Raw genomic sequence first — 3,050 nt, forward strand, 5'->3', positions numbered from 1 at the left:
GCACATTGGAGCATTGAAAATCAGATGCACTGGCGATTAGACGTTGGTTTTAAAGAAGATGAATGTCGGATACGTCGAGAGCAAGCCGGTGAGAATTTAGCAGTTATAAGACATATAGCTTTAAATCTGCTGACGGAAGAAATCAGCTTCAAAGCAGGGATCAAAAGAAAGCAGAAAAAAGCGAACCGCAATAACGCTTACCTTTCGCAAGTCCTTGCAGGGCAAGGGGCTTCGTAATCTTGCCCTGCCATTTGGCATCTCCATTTCGAAAGTAGCACCGGCGATATTCCTAAGGATAGCGCTACTGACTTTACGGTATCAGAAGAGTTGAGAGATTGCTGAACAGCTTCTCGCTTAAATTCGTCTGTAAATTGTCTTTGTGATTTTACTTTCATGACACTTAATACTCTGTATTAAGTGTCTACTTTAATGGGGTCACATCAAAAGCGCCGCTCTTCGCATCTCGTTTACTCGTCACTCGTATCTATTATTTATCCACTCGCACCTGCTTTTAAGTCTTTCGCATCCTGTTTACCTGTTACTCACATCTGCTCTTTTAGCTCTTCGCATCCCGCTACTCGTCACTAGCATCTACTTTTTTATAACTCCTCCCGTTAAATACAATTCTATAACCGCTAACACCGGATAGCCAAACGTTTCATTCGTCATTTCCCCAAGGTTTTCCAATCGTATCTGTGCATACAGCCTATAAAACTGACAACGGATGTGATTTTAGCAAAGTGATAGCGCGTGTAGAGGGGACATTTGTGAGTTCTTAGCTTTGCTGTTGAATCACTACCTTCAAGGGTTAGCACGCACATAAATTAAAGTGGCGAACAACAATCAAAGCTTCCTACCTCCTGTATCGTAACAGCAACATTTTTATTGATATAGAAAAGCGCTACTTCATAGGGCACCGGCTTCTACAAAACGTACAATGCTTTGTGAGATGTTTGTCAGAATAGGATGAATTTCAAACTGGTCAATATGCACTTAATTTGCTAGACTGCGCAGCAAAGTAGAAACCGTATAAAAACCGTATAATGGCGGATGAATGATCAAACCTTGCCTGTAGGAGCTAAACCTAAGGGCGGTAGCATATCTAAATGCGAATGGGTGGCAGTCAAAAGGTCGTAAAAAACCTTTGGCGACCTATTGGGGCGGTTTTAAAAAGTAAGCAAAATCTAGGTTTTATAAGGGATTATCTGCAATAGACTGTCTCAACGTGAATAAAAAGTGTCAAAAAGCACTGAGGTTGCTTTATGGAAACCTGAGACGAGATAGGAGCCTTTGGAGAAAAGAAATTAAAAAGTTTAGTTTTCATGCATCAAGTATACCAAGTCAAGGTAGGATAGCGCGTATTGTTGGATTGGTCCGGAAAAATTCACGAATATGTCCATCTTTAAAGTAGGGCAAGATCATGAAAGCCGTTTATAGAATAAAGGGTGCTGTAAGGTTGTTTTGCCAGTTGTACACTGATGTCGAATACATCGAGAGCAAGTTTGTGAGAACTTAACAGTGATAAGGAACATGGTTTTAAATCTGCTGACGGAAGAAGCTATCTTCAAAGTTGGGATAAAAAAGCAGAGAAAAGTGAACCGTAGCAACAGTTATCTATCGCAAGTCCTTTTAGGGTAAAGTGCGTCGTAATCCTGCTCATAAATATCAAATTCGAAGTGCTATGGTTATTGTAAACTTAAGTGAAAATTAACTATAGATTTAAATGTAAAAAGCCACCTTTAAGGCTTAAACATACATCTGAAAATAACATTAATAACTAAAGTCTCTATTTAATGAACGATAAGCTAGTTAACCTTAAATTTTTAACACCAATATTTACTCAAGTATTAAGTTGCATTTTCTTTTTCTTTAATAGTGAAAGTAGTATTATATGGATCTTCACTTTAATTATAAACTTGTTGTATTTAGAGCGTTTTGTTAAAGCAATACCATTATTCGTCATGTTTCTTTTCTTTTTGTTATATACAGTTGAACTAAGAAATTACTTTGTTCACGGTTACTATATTTCTGCTTGGTTTAGCTTTCAGAATGTATATTATTTAAATAAGGTAATGGTATTACATGGACTATTCTTGATTTCTTTTGGTAGTATGCTGTTTAACGTCAGAGACTTTAGAAATTTATCTATTAATTCAAACCCAGATCGAGTCGTATTTTACGCATCTCTTGTTGTCTTTGTGGTGTGTACAAAATATGGTTTGTCTGGTGATACGGTATTTACAAATAATTTCGGGGCTAGAGAAGTAAACAAATCACCTTTGTTCGAATATTCGTTAGCTATTTTGCTTATTTCAATCATACATACTGATAAGTCTAGAATACAAATGATAGTACTGTATGCTTGTGTATCCTATTATTGTTTGAAGTCGACGATCTATGGTGGAAGAGTTGAAGTTATTCAGGTTGTTTTATTGTTTTCTTATTTCTTTACCAACTTCTTTATCAAGTGGAGTTTAAAAAAACTTTACATATCAATTTTTTTATCAATGGCAATAATTTTGATTATTGGGAAGATAAGGCATGACCCTACGCTTATCATAAATTTAATCAGTGACCCTTTATCAGTTTTCCTTCAAGCACCTTCAGAAGAGAAAAATATTGTTTCCACTAACTATGGTGATGTTCTACAATCTTCGGCACGAATGATTGGATTATCAGAAACGGGGTACTGGTCATTCGAATTTAGATTGAAAAGCTTTTTATCATATCTATTCAATATGTTTCTTTATGGGACTGAGGCAAAATCATATTCCAATTTAGCTTTACTAGATCAAGAAAATTATGGGGCTGGTGGTGGCGGGTTAATATCAGCCTATTTTTATGTATGGTTAGGGTGGCTTGGTCCTGTTATTTCGGGTCTTATTATTGGGTATGTTTTAAAATTCGCATCATATAGTAGAAATAAAAAATACATATCAGTATATGCATTCTGTGTTTTATTTACTTTTCCTAGGTGGTATGCATATACTCCAATAGGATTTACTAAGTTATGTCTTATAACAACATTATTATATTTTATAGTATTTAGA

The 3,050-nt window shown here is 35.8% G+C and carries 3 protein-coding genes and 1 pseudogene; 3 read left to right on the forward strand and 1 reads right to left on the reverse strand.

The annotated features are described in order from the left end of the window. Nucleotides 1-237 (forward strand): ISAs1 family transposase (locus AB4512_RS21955; RefSeq protein WP_372138412.1); only part of this gene is annotated, 237 nt, incomplete at its 5' end. Here AB4512_RS21955 and AB4512_RS21960 read toward each other — a convergent pair. Then, nucleotides 198-395 (reverse strand): transposase, encoded by a 198-nt coding sequence (locus AB4512_RS21960; protein WP_372175664.1) that lies wholly within the window; start codon nucleotides 393-395, stop codon nucleotides 198-200. The two genes, AB4512_RS21955 and AB4512_RS21960, sit on opposite strands and share 40 nt — an antisense overlap. Before the next feature lie 291 nt (nucleotides 396-686). Here AB4512_RS21960 and AB4512_RS21965 point away from each other — a divergent pair. Together AB4512_RS21965 and AB4512_RS21970 are read left to right on the forward strand one after the other, a co-directional pair. Beyond that, nucleotides 687-965: pseudogene (locus AB4512_RS21965) on the forward strand (hypothetical protein). A gap of 828 nt (nucleotides 966-1,793) precedes the next feature. Next, nucleotides 1,794-3,050, forward strand: a 1,257-nt coding sequence (locus AB4512_RS21970; protein ID WP_372175666.1) for a hypothetical protein, incomplete at its 3' end; no start/stop codon positions are given.

The sequence above is a fragment of the Vibrio sp. 10N.222.52.B7 genome (assembly GCF_041474275.1).
Classification (GTDB): domain Bacteria; phylum Pseudomonadota; class Gammaproteobacteria; order Enterobacterales; family Vibrionaceae; genus Vibrio; species Vibrio crassostreae_C.

Coding starts and splice junctions, on each gene's coding strand:
- AB4512_RS21960 (WP_372175664.1), bottom strand. CDS start 395: ATGAAAGTAAAATCACAAAGACAATTTACAGACGAATTTAAGCGAGAA.